Source organism: Magnetospirillum sp. 15-1 (genome assembly GCF_900184795.1).
In the GTDB taxonomy this organism is placed as follows: Bacteria; Pseudomonadota; Alphaproteobacteria; order Rhodospirillales; family Magnetospirillaceae; genus Phaeospirillum.
This window is the reverse complement of sequence record NZ_FXXN01000027.1, coordinates 459,517-484,196: the sequence shown is the minus strand read 5'-3', so window position 1 is coordinate 484,196 and position 24,680 is coordinate 459,517. Positions and strand designations below refer to the sequence as shown.

The following is a 24,680-nucleotide window of genomic DNA, read 5'->3' as shown; positions in this document are numbered from 1 at the left end:
AATTAACCACGAAGGCACGAAGGCACGAAGGAAGCACGAAGGTTCAAAGAACCACCCTTTTCATGCCGTCTCGGAGCACCTCGCTGTTAAAGTTCAGCAAAAGACCGGCCCGGATGCCGGTCAACTTCAGATAGGTCAGCAGTTGAGCGCCGTGCACCGGCAGCAATTTCTCAACCGCTTTGATTTCCAGGACCAGCGTATCGGCAACAACCAGGTCGAGCCTGTAAGCGCAGTCCAGTTTCATTCCCTTGTAGACGACCGGAACGGGAACCTGCCGCCTGAATGGAACTTCGTTCAACTCCAACTCGTGAGCAAGGCACTGCTCGTAGGCCGATTCAAGAAGTCCCGGACCCAAAGCCCTGTGAACCTCGATCGCCAATCCAATCACCCTTCGGCTGACGGCGTCGAATTCCTTGTCACCTTCCAATTCCTTCGCGCCTTCGTGCCTTCGTGGTGAAATGAAAGCGTCCGCCTAACCCCGCGTCTCCATCAACCCGATGAACCGCTCGAACAGGTAATGGGCGTCCTGCGGCCCCGGCGAAGCTTCCGGGTGGTACTGGACCGAGAACACCGGCTTGCCATCGACGGCGATGCCTTCCACCGAGCCGTCGAACAGTGAGCGGTGGGTGACCTTGACGCCAGCCGGCAGGGACTTTTCGTCCACCACGAAGCCGTGGTTCTGGCTGGTGATCTCCACCTTGCCGGTCTCCAGGTCCTTGACCGGGTGGTTGGCGCCGCGATGGCCGGTGTCCATTTTGAAGGTCTTGGCGCCCAGCGCCAGGGACAGCATCTGATGGCCGAGACAGATGCCGAACAGCGGCTTGCCCGACTTGATCACGCCCTGGATCATGGGCACGGCATACTTGGCCGTCGCCGCCGGGTCGCCGGGGCCGTTGGACAGGAACACGCCGTCGGGCTCGAGCGCCAGAACCTGCTCGGCGGTGGCATCGGCCGGCAGCACCGTCACCTTGCAGCCGGTCTCGGCCAGACAGCGCAGGATGTTGCGCTTGGCGCCGAAATCGATGGCCACCACGTGGAAGCGGGGATTGTCCTGCTTACCGTAGCCGCCGCGCAAGGACCACTCGGTCTCGTCCCAGGAATAGGTCTGGGCGCAGGTGACGTCCACCGCCAGGTCCATGCCCTCCAGGCCCGGCCAGCCGCTGGCCTTGCCCCACAGGGCGGCCAGATCGAAATTGCCGTCGGGGGCGTGGACGATGACGCCGTTGGGGGCGCCCTTCTCACGGATGCGCCGGGTCAGCGCCCGGGTGTCGATGCCGCAGATACCGACGATGTTGTTGGTCTTCAGCCACGAATCCAGGTGCTTGGCCGAGCGCCAGTTAGCGGGATCGGTGATGTCGGCGCGCAGGATCACGCCGCGCGCCGCCGCATTGGTGGTCTCGAGGTCCTCGGCATTGGTGCCGACATTGCCCACGTGCGGGAAGGTGAAGGTGATGATCTGGCCGGCGAAGGAAGGATCGGTCAGGGTTTCCTGATAGCCGGTCATGCCGGTGGTGAACACCACCTCGCCCACGTTGGAGCCGGTGGCGCCGATACCCTTGCCCCACAGCACGGTGCCGTCGGTCAGGACCAGAGCTCCGGTCGCGCCCGGGGGGCGCGGCGCATCAAAGGTCGGCACCTGGCTGCTGGGCTTCGGTGCGGTCCCGTGTTGGTTCGGCATGTCGGTCCTTTGTCGCGTTCGCGGGCCGGAAGAACTCCGGCCGCAGGTACATTATCACGAGGAAGGCGAACCTTCCCCCGCCGAACTTGGGCCGCAAAAGGCCGCCGGAGCATCTCGCGAACAGGCAAGACCTTCGGGGCTGCGGGGCCGTGTCGTGGCCCATTCGGCGTCAGGTAAATTCCGCGCCTTATAATGACGGGCGCGGACAGAGTCAAGCCTTGCGACATCCCCAAGAAAACCCTTCTTTTTCAATGGGCTGCCAATCCATGGATAGGCTTCCTTTCCGTGTGGATTTGGAGTAGCCTGTGCGCTTTCCCAAACAAGGGGTTGCCATGCTGCGCCAGCAGTTGAACGACGCGCTCAAGGCCGCGATGCTGGGCAAGGATGCCCGCACGGTCTCCACGGTCCGCCTGATCCTGGCGGCGCTGAAGGATCGCGACATCGCGGCCCGGCCCAAGGGCGTCGCCGACGGCATCGGCGAGGACGAAATCCGCCAGATGCTGCAGTCGATGATCAAGCAGCGCCGCGAGAGCATCACCATGTACGAGCAGGGCGGCCGTCCGGAGCTGGCGAAGCAGGAAGCCGAGGAAATCGCCATCATCGAGAGGTTCCTGCCCCGTCAGATGGACGAGGCGGAGATCGCCGCCGCCGTCAAGGCCGCCATCGCCGCCACCGGCGCCGGCGGCATCAAGGACATGGGCAAGGTCATGGCGGCGCTGAAGGAAGGCCACGCCGGCAGCATGGACTTCGCCAAGGCCGGCGCGGTGGTGAAGAAGGAACTGGGGGGCTGATTCCCCCCGGCCCGGCCCCATATGGTTGGGGCCAGCCACCGCCTTTAGACCCGGGACCTTAAGCCTCCATGGCCTTCCCCCCCCAATTCCTCGACGAACTGCGCGCCCGAATCCCGGTCACCTCGGTGGTGGCCCGCCGGGTCAAGCTGATCCGCAAGGGGCGCGAGCACCAGGGCCTGTGCCCCTTCCACAACGAAAAGACCCCGTCCTTCACCGTCAACGAGGACAAGGGCTTTTTCCACTGCTTCGGCTGCGGCGCCCATGGCGACGCCATCGGCTTCGAGATGCGGGCCGGGCACTTGAGCTTCACCGAGGCGGTGGAAAAGCTGGCCGCCGAGGCCGGGATCGAGGTCCCCAAGGCCACCCCCGAGGAGCGGGTGCGCGAGCAGCGCCGCGCCTCCCTGCACGACGCCCTGGAATCCGCCGCCCAATTCTTCGAGAAGCACCTGCGCGGACCGGCCGGACGGGAAGGTCTCGCCTATCTCAAGAACCGCGGCCTCACCGACGACACCATCGCCCGCTTCCGCTTAGGCTTCGCCCCCGAGTCCCGCGAGGCGCTCAAATCCGCGCTGATGAGCAAGGAATGCCCGGAAAGCCTGCTGGCCGAGGCCGGGCTGTTGAAGAAGCCCGATAACGGCGGCGGCTCGTTCGACTATTTCCGCGGCCGGGTGATGTTCCCCATCACCGACCGGCGCGGCCGGGTGATCGGCTTCGGCGCCCGAACCCTGGGCGACGGCCAGCCCAAATACCTCAACTCGCCCGACACGCCGCTGTTCCACAAGGGCCAGACCCTCTACGGCCTCGCCCATGCCCGCGAGCAGGCGCGCGCGTTGAACCGGGTGGTGGTGGTCGAGGGCTACATGGACGTCATCGCCCTGCACCAGGCGGGCTTCGCCCATGCGGTGGCGCCGCTGGGCACGGCGGTGACCGAGCAGCAGATCGAGGAGCTGTGGCGCCTCGCCCCCGAGCCCATCCTGTGCCTGGATGGCGACAAAGCCGGCCAGCGGGCCATGGAGCGCGCCCTGGAGCGCGCCTTTCCCATCCTCAAGCCCGGCCACTCGCTGCGCTTCGCCACCCTGCCGCCGCCCGAGGACCCGGATTCGCTGATCAAGGCCAAGGGGCCGGCCGCCATGGCCGCCGTGCTGGACGCCGCCCAGCCCATGGTCGAGGTGGCCTGGCGCATCGCCACCGAGGACCGGCCGCTGGACACGCCGGAGCGCCGCGCGCTGCTGGAAAAGGAACTGGCCGAGAAGGCCTATTCCATCGCCGACGAGGCGGTGCGCTATCAGTACCTCGCCACCTTCCGCCAGAAGGCCAAGGACTCGTTCCGCTCGCCGCCCCGCCCGTGGAACAATGCCGGCGGCGCCCGCATGGGCGGCAAGGGCTTCGGCCGCTTCCGCCCCGATCCCCAGGCACCGCTGAAAGGTCCCGACGGATTGCTGCCCGGCGTCGGCCGCCCGCGCCCGCCGCGCCCCAATTCCGGCGCCCAGGAATGGATGATGCTGGCCCTGATTCTCGACCATCCCCGCCTGATGGATTCCATCGGCGAGAGGCTCGGCGAGACCACTTTCGCGGACAAGACCCTTGACAATCTTCGACGTGGGATTCTAAAGCACCTCGGGGCTGCCCGCGACCTTGACGCGGACGGTCTCGTCACCCATTTGAGGACAGACGGATATTCCGAGATTCTGGACTTCCTGCTCGATGCCAACGAAAGGCGGGTGCGCGCCCTGCGCGGTGACCTTTCCACCGAGGAAGCCCGGACCCACTGGGAACACGTCTACAATCTTTATACCAGGAAGGACCTGCTGGCTGACGTGAGCGAAGCCAACGCCGAACTCGCCCAGGGCCCCACGGCCGCGTCGTGGAGCCGTTTCGAGGCGGTGAAGAAGCAGCAGCAGACGGCCACAAGCCTGGACGACGAAGCGTCCGGGAACGGCTGACGATTATATTGGAGAGTGGGGCGGAACTGGACGGGTCCGGTTCGTCTCGGGGTCAAGACCCTTGAGGAGCAGCGTTTTTCATGGCGACCAAATCGACGAATACGGCCGAAGTTTCCGAGAACCAGGACGAGGCGATGGATGGCCCGCTGCTCGACACCCTGGGCGTTGCCGTCAAGAAGATGGTGGCCAAGGGCAAGGAGCGCGGCTACGTCACCTATGACGAGCTGAACGCCGCCATGCCGCCCGACGAAGTGTCGTCCGAGCAGATCGAAGACACCATGGCCATGCTGTCCGAACTGGGCATCAACGTGGTGGAGAGCGAGGAGGGCGAGGACAACGCCCCCGAGGCCGCCGAGGAAGAAGCCACCGAGACCGAGGGCTATTCCGGCGCCGGCAACGTCGACGAGGAAGACCTGGGCCGCACCGACGACCCAGTCCGCATGTACCTGCGCGAAATGGGCTCGGTGGAGCTGCTGAGCCGCGAGGGCGAAATCGCCATCGCCAAGCGCATCGAGGCCGGCCGCGAAATGATGATCGGCGGCATCTGCGAAAGCCCGCTGACGCTGCGCGCCGTGGTCGACTGGCATGACGCCCTGGTCGAGGGCAAGATGCTGCTGCGCGACATCATCGACCTGGACGCCACCTATGGCGCCGACCCCGAGCCCGACGAACTGGCCGAGGTCGAGGCCGAGGGTGCCGTCGAGGCGGCGGCCGCCGTCGAAGGCGCCGCCCCCGAAGCCAAGGCCGAGGGTGAGGGCGCCGCCAAGGCCGAGGGCGAAGCCGACGGCGAGGAGGGCGAGAAGCCCGAGGGTGTCGAGGGCGAAGTCGAGGGCGAGGCCGAGGAAGGCGAGGAGAATTCCATCTCGCTGGCCGCCATGGAAATCGAGCTGCTGCCCATCGTGCTGGAGACCTTCGAGGTCATCGCCGCCACCCACCACAAGCTGGAGAAGGTCCAGGAGCAGCGTCTGGCCGCCCTCAACAAGGGCGAGGCGGTCACCGCCGCCATGGAAAAGAAGTACGACAAGCTGAAGGCCGAGCTGGTCCGTCTGATGGACGGCATCCACCTCAACAACGCCCGCATCGAGCAGCTGGTCGAGCAGTTGAACGGCCTCAACCGCCGTCTGATGATGCAGGAAGGCCGCCTGCTGCGTCTGGCCGAAAGCTGCCGGGTGAAGCGCCAGGACTTCCTCGACGCCTATTACGGCTCGGAACTGGACCCCAACTGGATCGAGCAGGTCACCCAGCGCTCCAAGCAGTGGAAGGACTTCACCACCCGCCACGGCAAGGAAGCCGGCGACATCCGCGCCACCATCGCCGACATCTCCACCGAAGCCGGCCTGCCCATCAGCGAATACCGCCGCATCGTCCAGACGGTGCAGCGCGGCGAGCGCGAGGCCAGCCGGGCCAAGAAGGAGATGATCGAGGCCAACCTGCGTCTGGTGATCTCCATCGCCAAGAAGTACACCAACCGCGGCCTGCAGTTCCTGGACCTGATCCAGGAGGGCAACATCGGCCTGATGAAGGCGGTGGACAAGTTCGAGTACCGGCGCGGCTACAAGTTCTCCACCTACGCCACCTGGTGGATCCGTCAGGCCATCACGCGGTCCATCGCCGATCAGGCCCGCACCATCCGTATTCCGGTGCACATGATCGAGACCATCAACAAGCTGGTCCGCACCTCCCGCCAGATGCTGCACGAGATCGGCCGCGAGCCGACCCCGGAAGAGCTGGCCGAGAAGCTGTCCATGCCGCTCGAGAAGGTGCGCAAGGTCCTCAAGATCGCCAAGGAGCCCATCTCGCTGGAGACTCCCATCGGCGACGAGGAAGACAGCCACCTGGGCGACTTCATCGAGGACAAGAATGCCGTCCTGCCGCTGGATGCCGCCATCCAGGCCAATCTGCGCGAAACCACCACCCGCGTCCTGGCCTCCCTCACGCCGCGTGAGGAACGTGTGCTGCGCATGCGCTTCGGCATCGGCATGAACACCGACCACACGCTGGAAGAAGTCGGCCAGCAGTTCAGCGTCACCCGTGAGCGTATCCGCCAGATCGAGGCCAAGGCGCTCAGGAAGCTCAAGCACCCCTCGCGGTCGCGTAAGCTGCGGTCGTTCCTGGATACCTGATCATCCGGTCTGCAAGCCCCCTCCCCTCGCCGGGAGGGGGCTTTTGCTTGGCCCCCTTCCATTTCATTGCCCATAATCACGAAAAAGGGGGCGTCTGCCCCCTTGCATTCGGACACGCCTCGGTTATGGTCGCCCCAGGTGGGGCCTGTAGCTCAATGGTTAGAGCCGGCCGCTCATAACGGTCTGGTTGCAGGTTCGAGTCCTGCCGGGCCCACCAATCTCCTTACCGCCCCAATGAAAAACCCCCGCCGGTGACCCGGCGGGGGCTTCGCAATCGGACCCGATGCGGCTCGGCTTAGACCGAATAATACATCTGGAACTCGACCGGATGCGGGGTGTGCTCGAAGCGGTAGACTTCTTCGTACTTGAGCTCGATGTAGGCCTCGATGAATTCCTTCGAGAACACGTCGCCCTTGCACAGGAAGTCGTGGCTGGAGCGCAGGGCCTCGAGAGCCTCGCGCAGCGAGCCGCACACGGTCGGGACCTGCTTGAGCTCCTCGGGGGGCAGATCGTACAGGTTCTTGTCCATGGGATCGCCGGGGTGGATCTTGTTGGCGATACCGTCCAGGCCGGCCATCAGCATGGCCGAGAAGGCCAGGTAGGGGTTCGCGCCGGGGTCGGGGAAGCGGACTTCGACGCGCTTGCCCTTCGGCGAGGCCGAGTAGGGGATACGGCAGGAGGCCGAACGGTTGCGGGCCGAGTAGGCCAGCAGAACCGGGGCTTCGAAGCCGGGGATCAGGCGCTTGTAGCTGTTGGTCAGCGGGTTGGTGAAGGCGTTGATGGCCTTGGCGTGCTTGATGATGCCGCCGATGTAGTACAGCGCCATGTCCGACAGGTCGGCATAGCCCGAACCGGCGAACAGGGGCTTGCCGGCCTTCCAGATGGACTGGTGGACGTGCATGCCCGAGCCGTTGTCGCCATAGATCGGCTTCGGCATGAAGGTCGCGGTCTTGCCGTAGGAGGCGGCGACGTTGTGGACCACGTACTTGTAGATCTGGATCCAGTCGGCAGCCTCGACCAGGCCGCCGAACTTGATGCCCAGCTCGTGCTGCGACGAGGCCACTTCGTGGTGGTGCTTCTCGATGGGCAGGCCCATCTCACCCATCACGGTCAGCATCTCGGCGCGCATGTCCACGTGGCCGTCCACCGGCGGAACCGGGAAGTAGCCGCCCTTGACGCCCGGACGGTGGCCCAGGTTGCCCTCGGCGAAGTCGCGGCCCTGGGCCTCGACGCCGTCTTCCGAGCGCAGCTCGTAATAGCCCTTGTTCATGCCGAGTTCGTACTTGACGTCGTCGAACACGAAGAACTCGGCCTCGGGGCCGAAATAGGTGCTGTCACCCACGCCCGAGGACTTCACATAGGCCTCGGCGCGCTTGGCGATGGAGCGCGGGTCGCGGTCGTAGAGCTGGCCGGTGGCGGGCTCGACGATGTCACAGTTGATGATCAGCTGCGACTGGGCGGCGAAGGGGTCCATGACGGCCGACGAAGCGTCGGGCTTCAGGATCATGTCGGACTCGTTGATGCTCTTCCAGCCGGCGATCGACGAACCGTCGAACATGATGCCTTCGTTCAGCATGTCGGCGTCCACGGTGGACACGTGCTGAGCGGTGTGCTGCCACTTGCCGCGCGGATCGGTGAAGCGGAAATCGACGTACTTCACGTCGTTTTCCTTGATCAGTTCGAGGACCTTCTTGACGTCGTCGGACATGGTCACATTCCTGAGAGTTGAGAGTTGAACACGTATGCCCATCCCGCGCCCCGATTCAAGGAGCGGCGGAAGGAGCGAAAAACTCAGATGGCGTCGCTGCCGCGCTCGCCGGTGCGGATGCGGATGGCCTCTTCCACCGTGGAGATGAAAATCTTGCCGTCACCGATGCGGCCCGTATGGGCGGCCTGCTGGATGGCCTCGACGGCACGCTCCACCAGGTTGTCCTCGATAACCAGCTCGATCTTGACCTTGGGGAGGAAATCCACCACGTACTCGGCGCCGCGATAGAGCTCGGTATGCCCCTTCTGCCGGCCGAAACCCTTGGCTTCGGTCACGGTAAGGCCCTGAAGGCCGACCTCGTGAAGGGCTTCCTTCACCTCGTCGAGCTTGAAGGGCTTGATGATGGCTTCGATCTTCTTCATGAACCCGCCGTCTTTCGAATTGGCGTTGAGAACCCGCGTCAAAACGCGCGTCTCATTTAGCACGCATCATGCCAGTTCGGCCACCGTGAAAACACGGGGGCTGCCATGAATCTCGGCCCAAAGATGCCCTCTTTTCAGGCATTTACGCCTATTTCCTGGGCAAATCTCATCCCCTTCACCTGAGCCCACCTTCCGGGCTAGGCTGGGAGCTTCCAAATCCGCTCCGGAGCAGCTCCGTTGAAGACCGCCAACTCCATCCTGTCGTCGTTCGGCACCACCATCTTCGAAACCATGAGCCGGCTGGCCCAGGCCCACGGCGCGGTCAATCTGGGCCAGGGCTTCCCCGAGGGGCTGGAGCCCGCCGACGTGGTCGCCAGGGCGGCCGAGGCGGTCAGCCACGGCCCCAACCAGTACCCGTCCATGATGGGCATTCCCGAACTGCGCCAGGCCATCGCCGCCCACGACCGGCGCTTCTACGGCCTGGACCTCGACCCCATGGCCGAGGTGATGGTGACCTCGGGCGCCACCGAGGCGCTGGCCGCCTGCCTGTTCGGGCTGATCGAGCCGGGCGACGAGGTGGTGCTGATCGAGCCGCTCTACGACAGCTATCTGCCCATCATCCGCCGGGCCGGGGGCACGCCTAAGCTGGTCCGCGTCGCCCCGCCCCATTGGGACCTGCCGCGGGAGGCCCTAGCGGCGGCATTCTCGCCCCGGACCAAGCTGATGCTGCTCAACACGCCGATGAATCCGGCCGGCAAGGTGTGGAATCGCGACGAACTGGATTTCGTCGCCGGGCTGCTGGAGCGCTTCGACGCCTATTGCGTCTGCGACGAGGTCTACGAGCATCTGGTCTATGACGGACGGCGCCACGTGCCGCTGATGACCCTGCCCGGAATGCGCGGGCGCTGCCTGAAGATCGGCTCGGCCGGCAAGATCTTCTCGCTGACCGGCTGGAAGGTGGGTTGGGTGATCGCCGCCCCGGAAGTCCTGGCGCCGGTGGCCAAGGCCCACCAGTACCTGACCTTCACCACGCCGCCCAATCTGCAGGCGGCGGTGGCCTGGGGCCTGGGCAAGGAGGATTCCTATTATGACAACCTCGCCGCCATGCTGGCCGAGCGGCGCGACCGGCTGGCCGCCGGCCTGCGGCGGGTCGGCTTTGGCGTGATGGACACTGGCGGCAGCTATTTTCTGACCGCCGATTTCCGCCCCCTGGGCTTTACCGGCGACGACCGGGAGTTTTGCCGCCACATCACGGAAAAGGCCGGCGTGGCGGCCATTCCGGTCAGCGCCTTCTACCAGGGCGGCGACGTCGACCGCTTCGCCCGCTTCTGCTTCGCCAAGACGGAGGCGGCCATCGACGAGGCGGTGACACGGCTGGAACGTTATTTCCAAGGATAGCCCCTTGACGGGCGCCCCCGGATTTGGCTAAACATGCGGCCTCCCCCGGTGGCGGGTGTAGCTCAGTTGGTTAGAGCGCCAGTTTGTGGTACTGGATGTCGTCGGTTCGATTCCGATCACTCGCCCCATTCCCCCTTGTTTTGATAGCCGTCCAAGGCTGACCAGCCCGCTCCAAGCGGGCTTGCGCGCGCCTGGAGCCTGACGCGATCATCCGGTTACGGCTTGCGGACCACCCAGTAGTCGCCATCGATATCGCCGTCCGAGCCGCCGCGGATGCGGCCCCGTTCGCACGCCACCTCGGTCAGGCCGTGGCGGGCGATCAAAGCGCGGATATAGGCGGGCGACTGGGCATAGCGGCCGGAGGGACGCAGGGTGTAGCCCTCGCCCTCGCCGGTCTCCACCGAGAACAGCAGCCAGCCGCCGGGCGCCAGGGCGCGGGAAGCGCCGGCGAAGATGTCCTCCAGGTCACCCACATAGATGAACAGGTCGGTGGCCAGCACCGCCGACAGGTCGACGCTGCGGGCCAGGGCGGTGGCGGCATCGGCCTCCCGCAGTTCGGTATAGAGGCCGGTGGCCGCCGCCAGTTGCAGCATGCGCGGCGACAGATCGACGCCGAAGAAGCGGCCGGCGATTCCCTGGAACGCCTGGGCGGTCAGGCCGGTGCCGCAGCCCAGATCGATGACGGCGTCCAGCGGCAGGCCATCCCCCACCCGGTCGAACAGGGCGCGCAGGGTGGCGGGGGCCTGATACTTGACGTCCTCGACCAGATGGCTCTCGAAGCGGTCGGCATAGGTGTCGAAGAAGCCCCGGACGTAATCGGCCGGGGCACGTTCGGTATTGGTGCCGGTCAGGGCGGCGATCATGTGGCGGGCCTCGCCGTCCTGGGGATCGAGGTCCAGCGCCGCGCGATAAGCCGCCACCGCCTCGGCGGTGTTCCCCAGCTTCTTGCTGGCATGCCCCGCCGTCCGCCACAGCCGCGCGTCGCCGGGATAGGAGGCCAGCACCGGACGCAGCATGCTCACCGCCTCGGCATACCGCCCCGCCTCGCCCAGGATATCGGCCAGCCGCAGCGCCGTGTCCGGTCCGGGCTGAAGGTCGAAGGCCCGGCGGGCGAGGTCCTCGGCCTCGTCGCGCCGTCCCTGGGCCAGACACAGCCCGGCAAGGTTATGCAGCGCCAGAGCGGCCTGGGGGGCGAAGTCCAGAACGGCGCGGTAACTGCGTTCCGCCGCGGCAAGGTCGCCGGCCATCTGCTGCAGCCCGCCCAGATTGGTCAGCGCCGCCTCGTGGGCCGGAGCCCGCTCCAGGCACTTGGCGAAAGCCGCCCGCGCCTCGTCCAGGCGCCCCATGGCCCCCAGCACCACGCCTCGGCCATACAGGGCATCGACGGAACCGGACACCGCCGCCCGATCGAGGAACTTCAGGGCCAGGGGCAGGTCTCCCGCCTGATGGGCGGCCACCGCCACCGCCATCAGGCCGGAATGGCCGGGCGGCACCTTGCCCAGGTCCCGCGACACGGTCCGGGCCTTGGACAGGTCGCCCATCCGGGCCTTGCCCAGCGCCTCTTCCACTCGATCAAGCTTCGCCATTGATTTTTTCCATCATGTGTTGCATCAAATCAGCCAGAATGGCCGGCGCCTCGCCGTGGCGCAAACAATCCGGCCGGATTTCGCCCGGCCCCGCCGCCAGCCAGCCGGCAACCGCCGCCTCCGCCTGCTCCGGCCGGGTCACCGGGATGATCCCCGGCCGCCGCACCGACCGGGCCAGATCATCACGAACCAGCCCCGGCTGCAGGCTGAGGACCGGCTTGCCCTGCAGCCAGGCCTCATAGAGCATGATGGAGGCCATGCCCGCCACCCGATCGGCGACCTGCACCACCTGCCGCCCGGAAACGCCATCGACCAGACCGCCTCCCAGGCCGCCCCGGCATTGTTGCCACAGATCGTCCAGCGCGGCCACGTCGTCGCGGGGATGGGGAACGATGGCCACGTCCAGGTCCTTGGCCCGAGGCTGCAATTCCCGGCACAGCAGGGCCAGGGCATCGCGTTCGGTATAGCCGCGCCAGCTGGGGGTCTCCGGACCCTCGCCCTGATCCTTGATCACCGGTTCGCCGATGAAGGCGATCAGTTCCCGCCCCGGCCCGCCCAGCCCCAGCCGCGCCCGCACACCGTTGCGCCAGCCGGAATCGGCGGCGGCGATCTCCCGGGCCAATCCGGCCAGTCCGGGATGGCCGGTGACCCGCAGGCAGGCAGGCGGGACTCCCTCGGCCAGCGCCTCGTCCCGTGCCTTGTCGTCCATGACGGCGTAAAGATCGGGAATCAGCAATGGGCCGCCATCCATCTCCAGGCGGGCCCGGTAGTTCATCCAGTTGTCCAGCACGCAGGCCACCGGTATCCCGCGCCGCCGGGCGGCACGGGCCAGGGACAGGGGCAAATGGTCGGCCAGGGAGGTGCCGAAACAGAGCCCCCCGACTCCCGTATCCTCCAGCCAGTCCCCGAAATCGCCTTCCGATGGAGATGCCAGCCGCATCAAATCGGACGGAGCGTTGCGGCCGAGAAAGCCGTGGTCGAGGACCGCCACCGCCCCCCCGCGCGCCGCCAGCAGCGTCACGACGGGCAGAACAGCGCTGGCACCGCCCGGATCGGCGGCGGCGAACAGTAGAATGGGGCGGGCCGCAGGGGTCATGACCGGATGGGATGGAGCGGGACGGAATGAAAAATCCCCGGACAGGGCGCCGTGCCGTGTCCGGGGATGAAACGGAACACCCAGATCGCGATCAGGCGGTAGCGCTGATCGGGGTATGGGCGGCACCCGGCGCCGGAGCATAGGCACCGGCCGGAGCGGCGGCGGGAACGGCAGCCTGCTCGGCGGTGCCGGCGGCGGTGGCCGCCTCGCGGGCCTCGCGGGCCAGGGAGTCACGCAGGCCGCTGGCGATATTGCGGTTGATGTTGACCAGAACCTCCATCTTGGCGGGATCCGGCTCGGTCAGGGCGGCGACGGTATGGAAGTCGACGAACTGGCAAAGGCTCAGCATGTTGACGACGGTTTCCGTCGTCTCGCCGGCTTCCACCTTGCCGATCAGATCGGCCTGGAAGATGGTCCAGAGCTTCCAGTTGAGCCGCAGCGCCTCGCGCATGCCCTCGGGCTCCCCGCGCGACGCCGACGCCATGCGGCGGGCCGCCTCGGTCAGCGCCCAGGCTTCCGTTTCACGCGGATTGCCTTCCTGGGGGATGTTCGCGGCGTGGGCTGCATTGCTGTAAGGATTCATAACCTCTCCCATTACTTCTCAGGAAGGTGAGCCCATCGACTCATGAAAACAAATTGACGACCGAACCAACCTGGTAGGTATCGTTGTTCTGGGCCTTGACGATCTGCTCGTTGGACACCTGCTGCGCCTCGAAGCTGACGGACATGGCCTGTAATTGCTGGGCGATCTGCAGCTTCTTCTGCTGCGCCTGCTTGGCGATATCGGCCTTGATATCGGCGACGGTGGTCTGCTGGTGATCCTTGATCTCGCTGATGCGGTCCGAGATACGCTCCACCTCGCCGGCCACCATGTCCAGGCGGTTGGTGACCAGATCCAGGGTGTCGTTGACCTTGGTCCGCGCGGCGACCAGATCGTAGGTCGAGCCGGTGGGCGGCTTGGCCGCGTCGTTATCGACGCTGAAGTGCCCCAGCCCAACCCCGTTCAGACGAAGGTTGCCGATGCCGTCGTCGCCGGAGAACCCGAACTCGTTCCCGTCGACGAACGGCAATTGGCCGAACTTGCTTTTGACGCTGTCGACGCCGGCGTCATACACCGAGGACGCCACCGCATTGCCGTTCTGGGCATCGAGCTGCAGGGTGGAATTGATGGTGTCCAGATCGCTCATCTGGTCCAGGCGGTCCAGGAGCTGATTGCGGGTATCGGAAACCTTGGTCTGGTAATCCACCAGCTTGGGCAGCTGCTCCTGCAGCTTGGACAGCTCGGCATCCAGCGAGGTGTCGTACTTGTCCATCGCCTTTTGCTGCAACGAGGACATCTCGTCATTGTAGCGATTGGCCATGGCGTTCTGCATATTGGCGAAGGCCAGGTTGAACGACGGGCGCGCCGACATACCAGACAGCGTACTGAGCATTTGGGTCAGATCGCCAGCATAGGCACTGAGCACAGTATCGGTCAAAGGAGCCTCCCACACGGCGGGCGAATTCTTCACCCATGCCGAGCCTAGCATCGTTCCGTTAAGAAATCCATAAATCGGGGGGTCTTGGAGACATGCGCCGGACGGGGGGAATTAACGGTTTTCTAACGGAACGGGGAGCAGAATTATCGGCCAGAATCAACAATGTCCGCGCGTCGAACGCTGCCCCCCAGGAGTCTTCCATGACCGAAGAAATCGGCGATCTGTCGAGCCTTCCCCTTCCCGAGCAGGAGGCCCTCAGCCTGGCCGAGGCGGCCATCGCGCTCGACCGGGCGCGCAGCGGCGCCAACCGTGCCGCCGAGCTGGTGGCGGCGCTCAACCATAACCTGGAAGTCTGGGTGGCCATCCGCGCCCTGGCCCGGTCGCCGGGCAGCCCGCTGCCTCCCGATCTCAAGGCCAATCTGATCCGGCTGAGCGAATTCGTCGCCCACACCACCTTCACCAACGGCGCGACCATCGGCGACAGCTCGCTCAACACCCTGATCAACATCAACATGCAACTGGCCGAAGGGCTTCTGGAAGGTCAGAAGAATACCGGCGCCGGCAAGGCGGGCTGATCAGCCCACCCGCCGCAGCAGCGCATCCCGCAGCCGCCCCAGGACCGGCCCCCAGCCTTCGCCGCGCCCGGCCCGGAACAGCCGCGCGCTGGGGTACCAGGGGCTGTCGTCGCGATCGAGCAGCCACCGCCAGTCGGGAAAGGCGCCCAGCACCACCCATACCGGGCGACCCAGCGCCCCGGCCAGATGGGCGGGCGACGTGCACGACGAGACGACCAGATCCAGCGCTTCCATGGCGGCGGCGGTCTGGCCGAAATCGGTGAGGTCGGGGCCAAGGTCGATCATCCGGCCCGGCAGGCTCCGTCCCGCCAGTTGGGCGGCGGCCGGCCCCTTCTGCAGGCTGAAGAACGTCGCTCCCGGCACGTCCAGCAGCGCCAGATAGGGATCGAGCCCCGGCGAACGCCGCCAATCGTAGTCGACCTCGGAATTGCCCCCCCAGACCAGCCCGACCTTCAGCCCGGAATAGGCCGCCAGACGGTTCCGCCAGGATGCCACCAGCCCAGAATCGGCCGTCAGATAGGGAATATCGGCCGGAATAGTCTGCAGCGTGGTGCCGAACAGGTAAGGCAGCGACATCATGGGCACTTCGAAATCGGGCGGCGCCATGGCCTGCCCCGTCTCCACCACCGCCGACACGCCGGGGACCGTCGCCAGCAGGCCGCCCAGGCCGGCGGAGCAGCCCACCGCCACCCGCGCGCCGCGCGCCGCCAACGGCGCCGCGTAGCGCACGAATTGAATATTGTCGCCAAAGCCCTGCTCGCCCCGGATCAGGACGGTCTCGCCGGCCAGGGGTTGCCCGCGCCAGCGGCGGCCCGCGATATCCGGCTGGGGACGGTACTCGGCCAACGGCAGGCCACGGCGGTAGTCGCCCTGCAGCAGCAGCAACTGACCCAGGCACATCTTGACCCGAGGGTCGCCGAGGCCCTGCGCCGCGCGATAGATGGCCATGGCCCCCGCCAGGTCCCCCGCCTCGATACGCTCGAAGGCCGCGGCCAGCGGATCGGCGGACATGGGCTAGCCCCCCGCCGACCGGCGCTTCAAGGCCTCCTGCAGACGAATGACCATTTCGCCGGCCAGCGAGCGGGTATCGGCCAGGGGCGAGGCCAGAACCTGATCGCGCAATCCCGAGCGGATCTCGCCCAGCGCGGGATTTCCGGCCAGGCCGGCGGCGATGGCCACATAGCCCGCCGCGTCGTCGGCGATCCATTCGGGCCTTCCCGCCGCCCGCAGGATGGAAGCGCCCGTCCGTCCCACCCGGCGATCGCCGCGCAGCGAAACCACCGGCAAGCCCATCCACAGGTCCCGGGCCAGCTCGCTCTCCCCCCCAACCGGGGTGGAATCCAGCATCACATCCACCATGTGCGGGAAGGCCTTGGCGGCGCTGATGGCGGCATCATTCAGCGGCGCCTGGAAATGGACACGGTTGGAAACACCGTATTCCGCGAAAGCCTCCAGGGCCCAGGCGGTCAACTCCTCTTCCCAGTCATCCCGGCCGCCGATCATCAGATGGGCGTCGGGCACCGCCCACAGCACCCGCGCCCACAAAGCGACCGTATCCTCGGTGAAGCGGGTGGTTTCGCCGTGCACGCCGAACATGGTGAAGCCGCGGGTGTGGCGCGGCAGATCGAGAACCTCCTCGTCGGCGGCCAGACTCTTGGGGAAATCGAACGCCAGCAGGTTGGGCAGTTCCATCACCCGACCCTCGCCATAGGTCCGGCGATCGATCTCGGCGGTCTCGGCATCGGCCAGCACGAGGGTGGCGCCGGGCAGCCGGTCGCACATGGGCGACGTCACCCAATGGACCACCAGCGGAGCGCCCGCGCCCTTGAACACCGGGAAGCGGGCATGCTCGCCGGGCGCGCAGAGATTGACCAGGGTGCGGACCTCGTCGCCGACCACGATGCGGCCCAGGGTGGCATCGTCGATTCCCACCGACTGGCGGGGACGCATCACGCCGGTGCGCAGCATCTCGCCCGCCGCGTCATGACGGGCGTTGAGGGTGTAGAGGATGGAGTTGTTGATGCGCCGGAACACCGGCGCGACGCAATTGATCAGGGGACTGTCGTAAACCTGATCCCAGATCAGGCCGACGAAACCGCCTTCGGAATCGTCATGGGTCGGCACCCGGCGGAACGGGGCCTCGCGATCGGCGGCATAGGCATTGGACAGGTCCTGGGCCGCCGGCCAGACCGCTCCCGATTGCAGGGCCAGCGCCCCCACCACGTGACCGCGCAGGGCATCGTCGTCGCCGGCAGATTCGAGCGCCAGACGCTGATGCGCCAGGGCGGAGGCATGGCGGGCGGTGGCCATCAGCGCCTGGGCCAGCACGGCGTGCAGCCAAGGATCGGCGGGCTTGTGATGGAGGGCGGCGCGCAGTATGGCGGCGGCGGCGGCGGGGCGGCCGAGAGCCAGCAGCGCCCGACCGGCCAACAGCATGCAGCCGTCATCCTCGGGATGGATGCGCAGGTGCTTTTCCGCCTGGTTCAGTGCCTCCTGGAACAGGCCCAGATGAAAGGCCGCCTCCGCATTGGTGAAATAATGCGAGACGCCGACATTTTGCAGCGCCGCCATGTACGAGGAAAACTCGCCGGGAAGCAGTTCCTGCGCCTCGGGATCGGGCTTCAGGCAGACCGCCAGCTTGCCGTAGTAAAGACCGTCCGCGAGGCGGCCGAACTTGGTGTAGAGGCTGGCCAGTCCCTCGACCACCTCCTTGCACTCGGGATCGATGGCGTGGCCCCGCTCCAGCAACTGGATGCCCAGGCCGGGGTCGTTGTTGTAATAGGAAATCATCCCCATGACCAGATAAACATAGGGATTGCGGCTGCCCTCGGCCAAACGGGATTGGCAGTAATCCATCACTTCGGCGGAGGTCTCTTCGCGCAGACGCCGCGTCAGTTCGCCGATCTCCAGGGACCGTTCCTCACTCATAGCGCCACTCCGTCAGGTCCTTGAACAATTCCTCGTCGGATTCAAACGCCTCGATATTCTCGAAGAACCACTCCACCTGCAACGTCATGACCCGCATCAGGTCGATGAACTCCTCCTCGGCGATGGTCCAGAACTCCGCCGTCTTGTCGGCGGACTGAACCCGTCGGGCGTAGTAGTCCAGGCACATGGCGACCATCATGACCGTGCCGCGCACGAAGAACTGGGCCACGGTGGCCGGCCCGCGGAATTCGGTGATCATCAGGTCGGCAAACTCGACGATGATATCGTTGATGTTGCCGGCATGGTCCTCCACCGCGCCCTGCAGCTTGTCGAGCAGCGACTTGACGTATTCGGGCCAGTTCTCGCGTTCCCAGCGTTCCTTGAAATGCGCCTCGGTCCCCGGAGGGAAGGAGCCCCTCACCTTAGCCAGATCCTTGATCTTGCCGTCCGGCGTGGATTTCAGCCGGATCGACGACGCGTTCATGGGCCGGGTATTCTCGATCAACAGGCCGTCCGAGCAGTTGAACGCCTCCACCGCCGGGCGGAACTGGCCGATGGCGCGCGCCAGGGCATCCCGGGTCCACAGCATGATGGTTTCGGTGTGGATCAGGCCGCCGAAATTTCCAATGTCGCGCTGGTCGAACTTGGTGGTGAAGTCCATCGCCCCCTTCTGCCCATCCTTGGCGTCGTCGTCGTGGCGATACAGGGAATGCTTGGAGTGATGGCGCTTGAGGCTGCGGGTGCCGAGGTCGACACCGAACAGGTACATTTCGCGAAAACCCATGGCCAGGGCGGCGGCGACGCCGGTATTGGTCACCGTCGGCCCGGAATCCTCCAGCGAGAACTGCTGTCCCGGACTGAACAGGGCGTAGGAGCTGAGCGCGGTCCGGAAATAATAGACCGTGTCCTGGAACAGCTTCTTGACCCGGGGATCGACCGTGTTGGAGGCAATCAGGGTGGCGTCACCGAAGCCGAACTCCTCGTGCACGGCGGCCAGGGCCCGGTAGGGCGCGGCACCATTCTCCAGGAGCATCTGAAAGTCCGGCTTGATGCCGTTGGCCAGCAGCACCCGCGACGCGGTGCCGCAGGAAATGATCACCGCCCTGTCCTGATTGGCCTTGATCACCTCGATGTCGTCGTCCAGCGACGGACCGGACCCCACCACGAAAACCGGCGTCCTCAGGGCATCGGAGGAACGTTTGAGAATCCGGTAATCGGCGTCCTTGAGGTTCATGTACGAGGCCCGGGTCATCTCCATCTCATCGTGGAAGAAGCCGAGGCCGATCCCGATCAGATTGGCGTCGCGGCGGAACTCGCCCAGGGCCGCGTCGAGAACCGGGCTGGGATAGGCCTGATGCACCCGCGACCAGTCCACGGTCATCGGACATGACGACCGCATGAGCGAGCGCACCTGCTTGGCGATCAGCCCCGGATTATCGGCGAAACAGATGAAGCAGCGGTAGGGGCTGCGCTCGCGCATCTCCATGTAGGGGCGCCAGTCCATCACCGCCAGGGAGTGATAGAGGAAATCCAGGTTGGGCTCGACGATGATGATGGAGGCCGGCTTGACCTGCTCCATCAGTCCCGGCAGGTGGTAGCCGAGGCCGAGGCCGAACGATACCAGATGAAAGGCCTCCGGGGTTTCCGGGTAGCGCAGGAAGGAGATGCCGGCATCGGTGGCCCGCTTGAGCGTTTGGTAGAGAAAGCGTTCGGTGACCAGATCGACATTGGCGCTGGACAGCGGCGACACCACGATTCGCTTCTCCGGAGCGATGGCGCCGGCCTCGACCTGCTGCTCGACCCGCTTGCGGCCTTCGGGTCCGTAAAGGAATTCACCCCGAAATTCCACGTCCCAGTCGCCCGCGGCGTTGCGGACCAATCGGCTTTGCGGCCTGTGGGCTTCGAGGAGGGCCGCCAGTTCGGGCATCGCGTCCCGAAACGCCTGGATATTCCGAGCGACGAGGTCCTTATCGATATCACCGTCGGCGGTCATTCTCTCTCCTGCCCTATCCCTCCCTACCGGAACACTCGAGTTCAAGGAGGCCCTGAAATGAGAAAAGAGGTGGCAAAGCCACCTCTTTCCCCTAAATGCTCGCCATTTCGACTTAACGGAACAGCGAAAGGATCGACTTTTCGTTCTGACCGGCGAAGGACAGCGCCTGGATGCCCAGCTGCTGGCGGGTCTGCAGGGCCAACAGGTTGGCGCCTTCCTCGTTCAGGTCGGCCAGGGTCAGCTTGCCCGAACCGGACTGGAGCAGATCCACATAGCTCTTGGTGAAGTCCAGACGGGTGTTGAGCAGGGCGACGTTGGTACCCAGGTTCTGAGCCACCGACCGCAGGGTCTGCAGGTTGGCGTCCAGCTTGGTGACCAGGTTCTGCACGATGCCCGACAGGTTGGCGTCCAGCACGTACTGGCCGCTGACGTAACCCACCGTGGTCGTCTTGTCGATGTGGCCGTTATAGGCGACGGAGATGTCCGAGCCGGTGGCGTAGGCCTGGCCCTTGAACGCGCCCAGGCTGGTCGACGACAGGCCACCGGTGGCCGCGACCGCGATCAGGCCGTCGCCGGAGATGCCGGCGGTGCCGACGGCGGCGATGGTCAGGCCGGTACCGCCGTTGGCGGTGGCGAACTGGGTGAAGCTGCCGTTGATGAAGACGTCGGCGTCGGTGAAGGTGCCGGTGGTCGAGCCGGCCGACGACACGGTGAAGCTCAGCGTGTTACCGCCGTAGGAGAAGGTGTAGGTACCGGCGTTCAGGGTGTTGCCGCTCAGGCCGTTGATGGCCAGGGACAGCACGTCACCGGTGACATAGCCCGAGGCGCCGCCGCCGCTGCTGGCCAGATATTCCACGGAGAAGTGGTTGTTGTTCTGGATCTGACCGCCCGACACCTTGAAGGTATCGGTCTGAACCGCGGTGGTGACGCGGATGTTGAATTCCTGGCCGTTGCTCAGGGTCGACGTGGTGGTGAAGGCCGGGGAATCGGTGGTGCTGTCATAGCCCGCCGAGTACACGGTGACGGTCACCGTGGCCGAGCCGTAGCCGAAGGTGTAGTTGCCCGAGGTCAGCGCGGTGGCGGTACCGGCGTAGTTGGCGCGGATCGTCCCGTGGGCCAGATCGGCACCGGTGGCGTCGTCGAACGACAGCTGGAAGCCGCCGTTGGAGCTCACCGCCTTGGCGATGTTCAGGCCGGTCGCGCCCACCTTCACGTCGACCGAGTCGACCTCAAGGCTGGAACCGGTCAGGTTCGAGAAGCTGACGGTCAGGGTCTGCCCCTTGCCCGCGACCAGATTCTGGCCCTGGTACTGGGTATCGGTCGCCAGATTGTCGAGCTGGCTGCGCAGCGCGTTGAACTGCTGGACCAGGCTGCTGATCTGAGTGCTCGAGGCGGACTGCGCGTTCAGCGCAAGACCCTTGAGCTGCTTCACCAGCGTCGAGACGCCGGAGATGCCCTGCAGAGCAGTGGACAGAGCGGACACGCCCTGGTCGATGTTGTCCTTCTTGCCCTGGAAGTCGCTGGCGCGGTCGGACAGGGCCTTGGACTGGAAGTAAGCCACCGGATCGTCAATGGCGCTGGCGACCTTCAAACCGGTCGACAGACGGCTCTGAGTACGATTCACGAGGCTTTGGGTGGACTGCAGAGCCAGCAGATTGCTGCGGACGGCAGAGGTAAGAGTGACGTCAGACATAACATATCTCCTTTCTAGAGAGGCCGGTGCGTTTCTCGCCCCGGGCTTCCTTACATTCCCCGCAACCGGCAAGCCACTGGCTGCGGGTCGCATGCAGGGAGCACACTTCCTAACAACATCAGTCTAGATCATCTGACAGTCCCGGCGCAACCGAATTTTTGTCAATCACTTCAACGCGCTGTGCAGCCCCGGAATAAAGGTTTTATTAACCACCTCGTCAATAGGGGATTATTACGGAGCTTTACAATAAAGCCGGAATATATTGCCTAAAATTGTTTGGACAGATTCCTGCGTCCGACAGTGAAACACTTCAAGTTATCGGCCGATCCACGATTGAATCGGGATCAACCCATGAAAGATGGGCAGAGGGTTTGGTTCCGTATTTTTTTGGCGGCCGCCGGGAACGCCGCGTTCCCGCCCCCACGCGAATGTATTCCATCCGCCGGTGATAAATTAGGGCCGCGGCACCTTGAAACGCCCTGGCCCGCCCCCCCTCCCGTGGCCGATGGGGCCGAGGAAGGGGCGGCGTTCCGGATCAGGCCTTGGCGGCAGTCGCTTTCTTGGCGGTCGCCTTCTTCGCCGGAGATTTCTTGGCGGCGGCTTTCTTGGCCGGGGCCTTCTTGGGAGCGCCATCGGCCTTGGCGGCGGGAGCGGCCTTGCGCCCCCGGGCGGGCTTGGACGGCCCCTTGGCCGCCTTGGCGGCGATCAGGGCCAGGGCGGCTTCCAGGGTCACCGTCTCGATGGAGCTGTCCTTGGGCAAGGTGGCATGCACGCCGTCCCGCGACACATAGGGGCCGTAACGTCCCTCGTGCAGGGTGACCGGCTTGCCCTCGTGCTCGCCGAGCGTCTTGAGCGGGCCGTTGCCGCCGCGCCCCTTGGCCTGGGACAGCAGTTCCATGGCGCGGTTCATGCCGATGACCAGCACGTCGTCGTCCTTGGCCAACGACTTGTAGGTGCCGTCATGCACCACGTAGGGGCCGAAGCGCCCCACGCCGGCGCTGATGGATTTGCCGGTCTCGGGATGGTTGCCGATCAGGCGCGGCAGGGCCAGCAGACGACAGGCGATGTCCAGGGTGACGCCGGCCGGCTCGAGGCCCTTGTAGAGCGAGACCCGCTTGGGCTTGGGGGCCTTGACCGCTTTCGCGGTCTTGGGGGCCTTCTTGCCCTTTTCCGGAACGGGTGCCGGCTCGGCCTTGAGCGTCGATTCGTCGCCCAGTTGGACGTAATGGCCATAGGGTCCCTTGCGGAGCGTGACCGGCAGTCCGCTCTCGGGGTCGTTGCCCAGTTCCTTGGGGCCTTCGCGCACCTCCTCCTCGCCCTCGCCGCCGGTGGTCAGCGGCCGGGTGAAGCGGCATTCCGGATAGGCCGAGCAGCCGATGAAGGCGCCGAACTTGCCCAATTTCAGCGACAGGCGCCCGGCATTGCAGGTGGGGCAGGTGCGCGGGTCGTGGCCCGAGCCGTTATCGGGGAAGAAGTGCGGCCCCAAAAGCTCGTCCAGGGCGTCGAGCACCTGGGCGACGCGCAGGTCCTTGGTCTCGTCCACGGCGCCGGAGAAGTCCTTCCAGAAGACCTCCAGCACCTTCTTCCAGTCAATCCGCCCGCCGGAAATGTCGTCCAGTTGATTCTCCAGGTCGGCGGTGAAGTTGTACTCCACATAGCGGCCGAAGAAGCTTTCCAGGAAGGCGGTGACCAGACGGCCGCGATCCTCGGGGATGAAGCGCCGCTGATCGAGGCGGACGTAATTGCGGTCCTGCAGCACCGACAGGATGGAGGCGTAGGTGGACGGGCGGCCGATGCCCAGCTCCTCCATGCGCTTGACCAGACTGGCTTCCGAGAAGCGGGGCGGCGGCTGGGTGAAGTGCTGCTCGGTGCGCATGGCCTTGCGCTCCATGGCGTCCTTCTCGGTCACGTCGGGCAGCAGCTTTTCCGCGTCCTCGTCGTCGGAATCGTCCTTGTCCTCGCGGTAGACCTTCATGAAGCCGTCGAATACCACCACCGAACCGGTGGCGCGGAAGACGATGCCGTGGGTGTCGCCGGCGATGTCGACGCCCACCTGATCCAACTCGGCGGCGGCCATCTGGCTGGCCAGGGTGCGCTTCCAGACCAACTCGTAGAGGCGCAACTGGTCCTTGTCGAGATAGCGGGCCACGTCCTCGGGACGGCGCGCCAGATCGGTGGGGCGGATGGCCTCGTGGGCCTCCTGGGCGTTCTTGGCCTTGGTCTTGTAGAGGCGCGGCGCCTCGGGGACATAGGCCTTGCCGAAATCCTCGGCGATCACCGCGCGGGCTCCGGCGATGGCCTCGGCGGCCATCTGCACGCCGTCGGTTCGCATATAGGTGATCAGACCCACCGTCTCGCCGCCGATGTCGACGCCCTCGTACAGGCGCTGGGCCAGTTGCATGGTCCTGGCGGCGGCGAAGTACAGCTTGCGGCTGGCTTCCTGCTGCAGGGTCGAGGTGGTGAAGGGCGGATAGGGATTGCGCCGGGTCCGCTTGCGCTCCACCGAGGCGACGGAGTAGCGGGCGGAAGCCGCCTTCTTCTCGGCATCGCGGGCCAGGGCCTCGGAGGACAGATCGAACTTGTCGAGCTTCTTGCCGCCCAGATGGGTCAGCCCCGCCGACAGCAGAGCCCCCTTCGGCGTCAGGAAATCGGCGGCGATGGTCCAGTATTCACGAGGGCGGAAGCTCTCGATCTCGGATTCGCGCTCGCAGATCAGCCGCAGGGCCACCGACTGAACACGGCCCGCCGAGCGCGAGCCCGGCAGCTTGCGCCACAGCACCGGCGACAGGGTGAAACCCACCAGATAATCCAGGGCGCGCCGCGCCAGATAGGCGTCCACCAGCTCCTGGTGGATATCGCGGGGATTGCGCATGGCCTCGGTCACGGCCGATTTGGTGATCTCGTTGAACACCACCCGCTTGACCTCGACGCCCTTCAGCGCCCGCCTCTCCTCCAGCACCTGGCGGACATGCCACGAGATGGCCTCGCCCTCGCGATCCGGGTCGGTGGCGAGGAACAGTTTGTCAGCGCCCTTGACCGCCGCGACGATCTCCTTGATCTGGCGTTCGGACTTGGCATCCGTCTCCCAGTCCATGGCGAAGCCCTCGTCGGGCCGCACCGACCCGTCCTTGGGCGGAAGGTCGCGGATATGGCCGTAGGAGGCCAGGACATGGAAGTCGCTGCCCAGATATTTGTTGATGGTCTTGGCCTTGGCCGGAGACTCGACGACGACGACTTTCATCCGCACCCGTTCACATCCGAGGGGCAA

18 protein-coding genes and 2 tRNA genes are annotated in these 24,680 nt (G+C 65.7%); 7 read left to right on the top strand and 13 right to left on the bottom strand.

The genetic code is table 11. From position 1 onward, the window contains the following. Nucleotides 1–43: 43 nt before the first annotated feature. Both CP958_RS20525 and carA read right to left on the bottom strand, forming a co-directional pair. The gene (locus CP958_RS20525; RefSeq protein ID WP_096704041.1) at nucleotides 44–427 is read right to left on the bottom strand and encodes a GxxExxY protein; all 384 of its coding nucleotides are present in this window, start codon (nucleotides 425–427) and stop codon (nucleotides 44–46) included. 45 nt (nucleotides 428–472) lie between these two features. Next, nucleotides 473–1,678: a glutamine-hydrolyzing carbamoyl-phosphate synthase small subunit gene (gene carA / locus CP958_RS20520; RefSeq protein ID WP_170959045.1), complete on the bottom strand. Its 1,206-nt coding sequence runs from the start codon at nucleotides 1,676–1,678 to the stop codon at nucleotides 473–475. A 332-nt stretch (nucleotides 1,679–2,010) separates the two neighbouring features. Here carA and CP958_RS20515 point away from each other — a divergent pair, with 332 nt between their 5' ends. From CP958_RS20515 to CP958_RS20500, 4 genes are all read left to right on the top strand, one after another. Further along, entirely contained in the window at nucleotides 2,011–2,469 is a 459-nt protein-coding gene (locus CP958_RS20515) for a GatB/YqeY domain-containing protein (protein WP_096704040.1), read from the top strand. Between the two features lie 68 nt (nucleotides 2,470–2,537). After that, entirely contained in the window at nucleotides 2,538–4,412 is a 1,875-nt protein-coding gene (gene dnaG, locus CP958_RS20510) for a DNA primase (protein ID WP_096704039.1), read from the top strand. An 80-nt stretch (nucleotides 4,413–4,492) separates the two neighbouring features. Beyond that, on the top strand, nucleotides 4,493–6,535 hold the full coding sequence (rpoD, locus tag CP958_RS20505) for an RNA polymerase sigma factor RpoD (protein ID WP_096704038.1): 2,043 nt from the start codon (nucleotides 4,493–4,495) through the stop codon (nucleotides 6,533–6,535). Between the two features lie 141 nt (nucleotides 6,536–6,676). Beyond that, a tRNA-Ile gene (locus CP958_RS20500) sits at nucleotides 6,677–6,752 on the top strand. Nucleotides 6,753–6,830: 78 nt separating this feature from the next. Here the strand turns inward: CP958_RS20500 and glnA are convergent. Together glnA and CP958_RS20490 are read right to left on the bottom strand one after the other, a co-directional pair. Next, nucleotides 6,831–8,243, bottom strand: a complete 1,413-nt coding sequence (gene glnA / locus CP958_RS20495) for a type I glutamate--ammonia ligase (RefSeq protein WP_096704212.1) — start codon at nucleotides 8,241–8,243, stop codon at nucleotides 6,831–6,833. Nucleotides 8,244–8,326: 83 nt separating this feature from the next. Beyond that, the gene (locus CP958_RS20490; RefSeq protein ID WP_008616616.1) at nucleotides 8,327–8,665 is read right to left on the bottom strand and encodes a P-II family nitrogen regulator; all 339 of its coding nucleotides are present in this window, start codon (nucleotides 8,663–8,665) and stop codon (nucleotides 8,327–8,329) included. Nucleotides 8,666–8,902: 237 nt separating this feature from the next. Between CP958_RS20490 and CP958_RS20485 the strand changes: the two genes are divergently transcribed. After that, nucleotides 8,903–10,063: an aminotransferase gene (locus CP958_RS20485; RefSeq protein WP_096704037.1), complete on the top strand. Its 1,161-nt coding sequence runs from the start codon at nucleotides 8,903–8,905 to the stop codon at nucleotides 10,061–10,063. 51 nt (nucleotides 10,064–10,114) lie between these two features. After that, nucleotides 10,115–10,191: transfer RNA gene (locus CP958_RS20480), tRNA-His, on the top strand. An 87-nt stretch (nucleotides 10,192–10,278) separates the two neighbouring features. On the opposite strand, the gene CP958_RS20475 is transcribed toward CP958_RS20480, so the two are convergent. The 4 genes from CP958_RS20475 to CP958_RS20460 all read right to left on the bottom strand — a co-directional run bounded on the left by CP958_RS20475 (nucleotide 10,279) and on the right by CP958_RS20460 (nucleotide 14,223). Beyond that, nucleotides 10,279–11,649, bottom strand: a complete 1,371-nt coding sequence (locus CP958_RS20475; protein WP_096704036.1) for a tetratricopeptide repeat protein — start codon at nucleotides 11,647–11,649, stop codon at nucleotides 10,279–10,281. Then, nucleotides 11,636–12,745 carry a hypothetical protein gene (locus CP958_RS20470; protein ID WP_096704035.1) on the bottom strand — a complete coding sequence of 370 codons (1,110 nt, stop codon included), beginning with the start codon at nucleotides 12,743–12,745 and terminating at the stop codon, nucleotides 11,636–11,638. The genes CP958_RS20475 and CP958_RS20470 overlap by 14 nt, the downstream gene beginning before the upstream one ends. A gap of 91 nt (nucleotides 12,746–12,836) precedes the next feature. Next, the gene (locus CP958_RS20465) at nucleotides 12,837–13,328 is read right to left on the bottom strand and encodes a flagellar biosynthesis regulator FlaF (protein ID WP_242443017.1); all 492 of its coding nucleotides are present in this window, start codon (nucleotides 13,326–13,328) and stop codon (nucleotides 12,837–12,839) included. A 40-nt stretch (nucleotides 13,329–13,368) separates the two neighbouring features. Continuing rightward, entirely contained in the window at nucleotides 13,369–14,223 is an 855-nt protein-coding gene (locus CP958_RS20460; protein WP_096704211.1) for a hypothetical protein, read from the bottom strand. A gap of 200 nt (nucleotides 14,224–14,423) precedes the next feature. Between CP958_RS20460 and CP958_RS20455 the strand changes: the two genes are divergently transcribed. After that, entirely contained in the window at nucleotides 14,424–14,798 is a 375-nt protein-coding gene (locus tag CP958_RS20455) for a flagellar biosynthesis regulator FlaF (RefSeq protein ID WP_096704033.1), read from the top strand. Here CP958_RS20455 and CP958_RS20450 read toward each other — a convergent pair whose 3' ends face one another. The 5 genes from CP958_RS20450 to topA form a co-directional block, all read right to left on the bottom strand. Beyond that, a complete protein-coding gene (locus CP958_RS20450) occupies nucleotides 14,799–15,809 on the bottom strand; it encodes a hypothetical protein (RefSeq protein WP_096704032.1) in 1,011 nt (336 codons plus the stop codon). It lies immediately after the preceding gene. A 3-nt stretch (nucleotides 15,810–15,812) separates the two neighbouring features. Continuing rightward, nucleotides 15,813–17,726: a tetratricopeptide repeat protein gene (locus CP958_RS20445; protein WP_096704031.1), complete on the bottom strand. Its 1,914-nt coding sequence runs from the start codon at nucleotides 17,724–17,726 to the stop codon at nucleotides 15,813–15,815. Further along, the gene (locus CP958_RS20440) at nucleotides 17,719–19,719 is read right to left on the bottom strand and encodes a flagellin glycosyltransferase Maf (protein ID WP_096704030.1); all 2,001 of its coding nucleotides are present in this window, start codon (nucleotides 19,717–19,719) and stop codon (nucleotides 17,719–17,721) included. The genes CP958_RS20445 and CP958_RS20440 overlap by 8 nt, the downstream gene beginning before the upstream one ends. A 112-nt stretch (nucleotides 19,720–19,831) precedes the next feature. Next, complete coding sequence (locus CP958_RS20435; protein WP_096704029.1) at nucleotides 19,832–21,412, bottom strand: flagellin; 1,581 nt, start codon at nucleotides 21,410–21,412, stop codon at nucleotides 19,832–19,834. Nucleotides 21,413–21,947: 535 nt separating this feature from the next. Then, a complete protein-coding gene (gene topA / locus CP958_RS20430; RefSeq protein WP_096704028.1) occupies nucleotides 21,948–24,653 on the bottom strand; it encodes a type I DNA topoisomerase in 2,706 nt (901 codons plus the stop codon). Between the last annotated feature and the right edge of the window lie 27 nt (nucleotides 24,654–24,680).

Coding starts and splice junctions, on each gene's coding strand:
- CP958_RS20455 (WP_096704033.1), top strand. CDS start 14,424: ATGACCGAAGAAATCGGCGATCTGTCGAGCCTTCCCCTTCCCGAGCAG.
- CP958_RS20445 (WP_096704031.1), bottom strand. CDS start 17,726: ATGAGTGAGGAACGGTCCCTGGAGATCGGCGAACTGACGCGGCGTCTG.
- CP958_RS20450 (WP_096704032.1), bottom strand. CDS start 15,809: ATGTCCGCCGATCCGCTGGCCGCGGCCTTCGAGCGTATCGAGGCGGGG.
- CP958_RS20440 (WP_096704030.1), bottom strand. CDS start 19,719: ATGACCGCCGACGGTGATATCGATAAGGACCTCGTCGCTCGGAATATC.
- CP958_RS20515 (WP_096704040.1), top strand. CDS start 2,011: ATGCTGCGCCAGCAGTTGAACGACGCGCTCAAGGCCGCGATGCTGGGC.
- CP958_RS20435 (WP_096704029.1), bottom strand. CDS start 21,412: ATGTCTGACGTCACTCTTACCTCTGCCGTCCGCAGCAATCTGCTGGCT.
- glnA (WP_096704212.1), bottom strand. CDS start 8,243: ATGTCCGACGACGTCAAGAAGGTCCTCGAACTGATCAAGGAAAACGAC.
- dnaG (WP_096704039.1), top strand. CDS start 2,538: ATGGCCTTCCCCCCCCAATTCCTCGACGAACTGCGCGCCCGAATCCCG.
- rpoD (WP_096704038.1), top strand. CDS start 4,493: ATGGCGACCAAATCGACGAATACGGCCGAAGTTTCCGAGAACCAGGAC.
- topA (WP_096704028.1), bottom strand. CDS start 24,653: ATGAAAGTCGTCGTCGTCGAGTCTCCGGCCAAGGCCAAGACCATCAAC.
- CP958_RS20470 (WP_096704035.1), bottom strand. CDS start 12,745: ATGACCCCTGCGGCCCGCCCCATTCTACTGTTCGCCGCCGCCGATCCG.
- CP958_RS20490 (WP_008616616.1), bottom strand. CDS start 8,665: ATGAAGAAGATCGAAGCCATCATCAAGCCCTTCAAGCTCGACGAGGTG.
- CP958_RS20475 (WP_096704036.1), bottom strand. CDS start 11,649: ATGGCGAAGCTTGATCGAGTGGAAGAGGCGCTGGGCAAGGCCCGGATG.
- CP958_RS20465 (WP_242443017.1), bottom strand. CDS start 13,328: ATGAATCCTTACAGCAATGCAGCCCACGCCGCGAACATCCCCCAGGAA.
- carA (WP_170959045.1), bottom strand. CDS start 1,678: ATGCCGAACCAACACGGGACCGCACCGAAGCCCAGCAGCCAGGTGCCG.